The 2834-nt window shown below is 54.9% G+C and carries 3 protein-coding genes; 1 reads left to right on the top strand and 2 read right to left on the bottom strand.

Going from position 1 to position 2834, the window contains the following annotated elements; all coding sequences use genetic code 11:
• Both K5905_RS31010 and K5905_RS31005 read right to left on the bottom strand, forming a co-directional pair.
• Positions 1 to 601: FAD-dependent oxidoreductase (locus K5905_RS31010; protein WP_297591571.1), on the bottom strand; the 601-nt coding region annotated here is incomplete at its 3' end.
• Positions 602 to 1777, bottom strand: coding sequence for an FAD-binding oxidoreductase (locus K5905_RS31005; RefSeq protein ID WP_297591570.1), 1176 nt, complete (start codon positions 1775 to 1777; stop codon positions 602 to 604).
• A 292-nt stretch (positions 1778 to 2069) separates the two neighbouring features.
• On the opposite strand from K5905_RS31005, the gene K5905_RS31000 reads away from it, so the two are divergent.
• A partial coding sequence (locus K5905_RS31000; RefSeq protein ID WP_297591569.1) for a TAXI family TRAP transporter solute-binding subunit occupies positions 2070 to 2834 on the top strand: 765 nt, incomplete at its 3' end.

Genomic DNA, 2834 nt, shown 5'->3' with positions numbered 1-2834 from the left:
CGCCAAGCACCCGTTGAGCTCCCTTTTCCTTCAGGTGCTCCAGCATGAACATGCCCAATTGCTGCCCGCTGATATCGCCGCCCCGGCGAATGTGGATCACATTTCGGGCATCATCTGCATATGAGGGAAAGTGTTCCTGGATCAGCGACTGGCCGCTTAAAATGTCGACACCGTCAGGAGCATCCTGCCAGTCCGGTCTATGTGCAGGTTTGTAACCGGCGTCGTTATGACCATCGTGAAAACGCAACAGACTTTCCGCACTTTCCCCAAGCCCCTTGTGCAACTCTACGAGCAGGTCCTGAATGTCGCTGGACCGCGTCACCAGCGCATATCCGCGGCGGTTCATGTTAATGCTGTTGTTGCCGGCAAGCGCGATTTCTTCCAGGAGATCGATCCCCCGGTTGGTGAAGTTGACCATTGTCGGGTGTGGCCACCAATTCCGGTAATTTTCCCCGGATTGAGCCGACGTGTAGGCCATGGGCTGGTCCCGGTCGATCAGAACGATCTTCGAGATCCCGTGATTTTTGGAGAGGAAATAGGCCGTCGAAATGCCGATGATCCCCGCACCGATGACGGCTACTTCGTAACAATGGTCACTCATCTATTTAATTCCAACTTCGGCCAGCGGTTCGTTTTTGTGAACCCGTCCGATCTCCATTCGTGAAAGATCCAGGGTCTCAAATGCACCGGTCAACGCCAATTCCGAAAGCGCGCGGCCAACTGCAGGCGCATGCATGATGCCATGGCCTGAAAAACCGCAAGCGGTGACGATATTGTCATGACCGGGCGAATAGCGGCCGATAATCATGTTTCCGTCGAGTGTGTTTTGCGCGTAGTGCCCGGCCCAACTGCTTTCAAGGCGGATCTCTTCGAATTTCGGCACGAGCGCCGCCATCATCGGCCAGATCGTTTCCTCAAAGTAATTGGCGAAGAACCCGCTGTAGATGTCATCGACAAAGCCAGGCTCGATGTCGAAGCTGGGTCTGCCGCCGACAAAGCCATCTCCCTCCGGCCGGAAGAACATTCCGCTTTCATCCTTGACCAGCGGCATCGGCTCCAGCTCATGCGCACATTTCCAGAAATGCTGAACCCGGCACATGGGGACAATCGGCAGGTTACCGCCGGACATTTTCGCAATCTGGCTCACCCAGGGTCCAGCCGTGTTGATGAAGAAATCCGCTTCGACCACGTGGCCGTTATCAAGTTGAAGGGACCGGATCGCCCGATCGTCCGAGTTCATTCCGGTTACGCGTGCCTTGACGAATGTCGTCCCGAGATGCTCGGCGGCCCGGCGAAACCCCCAAAGCCCCGCGTTCGGGTCGATCCAGCCATCATCCGCAGAGTGACATCCGAGCACGATATCGTCGCGCTCGATGGATGGAAATCTGCGCTGGATCTCATCGTAATCAATCAGCTCTGCATTTGCTCCGAGGGAAGCCTGAAGCGCCTGGTTCCTGCGCAGCGTCGCCTCGCCTTCCTTTGTCACTACAAACAAGTAGCCCTGACTGACAAACCCGATGTCCGGCAAATCAGGAACATCAGTCATCTGATTTGCAAAGCCCTTGTAAAATTCTAGGCTGTAGCGAGACATGAGAATGTTCTCGGCAACACTGAATTGTTGCCTGACGCCACCAGCACCCTGTGGTGTCGTTGCAAACTGGTAAGACGGATCCGGTTCAACTACGACCACGTTTCCGGCCTTACCGCTCCGGCTTAAAAAATAGGCGGCCGCGGACCCCATGATCCCGCCTCCAATGATCGCAATATCGCATTTCATACCCGGCAATCCTTTGCTCGCCTCAGTGTAAGTGTCGCAAAGCCCCTGACATCCGCAATCCTGCCTGTGGTTCTTCGCTCGGGAATTCGAGGAACGACTCCCTTTCAATTATTCATTCTTGACAAAATCGTATACAATAATCAAGAATTGAATTCGAAATCATCAAACTTCGTGGCTCCAGATACACCGAAGACAAGGCGCGAAGCGGCAAAACGGTGATTTCGGAAGCAGAAGTCAGAAAGCGCGTCACACGCGCTCGAACAATTGTTCTCATTGGAACGAGGGAAACGGGATGTACAATTTCACGAAAATAGCGGCAGCGGCGGCAGTCACGGTAGCACTTGCCGGCGGAGCAGCCGCGCAGGAAAGAAAGTTCGTCAACATCGGAACCGCTGGTATCGGTGGAGGCTACTACCCCACCGGCGGTTTCATCTGCAACGTGCTGAACAAGAGTCGCAAGGCTCAGGGACACAACATCCGCTGCACGGTTGAATCAACCGGTGGCTCGGTGGCAAACCTTCGCTCGATCCAGGCTGGTGAAATGGACGTCGCGATCGCGCAGGCAGACTGGCTTTATCATGCGTTCAACGGCTCTTCGAAATTTGAAGATAGCAGCCCTAACGAAGACCTGCGTTTTCTGTTTTCGCTTCACCTCGACACCGCACATCTTGTCGCAAGGGCCGATCAGAATGTGTCTGATTTCTCCGAGTTGAAAGGCAAAACTGTCAATATCGGCAACGCGGGATCGGGAACCGAGGCGACAATGGCCTTCGCCCTGTCCCGGTACGGCACGGACCCTGAAAGCTATTACGGCCAGGCAACACGTCTCACTTCGCGCGAACAGGCACAGGCATTGTGCGACGGCAAGATCGACGCCTTTTTCTACACCACCGGGGTAACTGCGTCCTCAATCACCGAAGCGACCAACACCTGCGATGCGAACGTTCTGAACTGGAATGACGAGACCATCGACGCGATGATTGCTGAGATTCCCTACTACGGTAAGTCGATCATTCCGGCCGGCACCTATCGCGGTCAGGACGAAGAACGGATCACC

Origin of the sequence: Roseibium sp., from assembly GCF_025698965.1 — a bacterium.
Lineage (GTDB): Bacteria > Pseudomonadota > Alphaproteobacteria > Rhizobiales > Stappiaceae > Roseibium.
This window is presented reverse-complemented; position numbering and strand designations above follow the sequence as displayed.

Coding starts and splice junctions, on each gene's coding strand:
- K5905_RS31005 (WP_297591570.1), bottom strand. CDS start 1,777: ATGAAATGCGATATTGCGATCATTGGAGGCGGGATCATGGGGTCCGCG.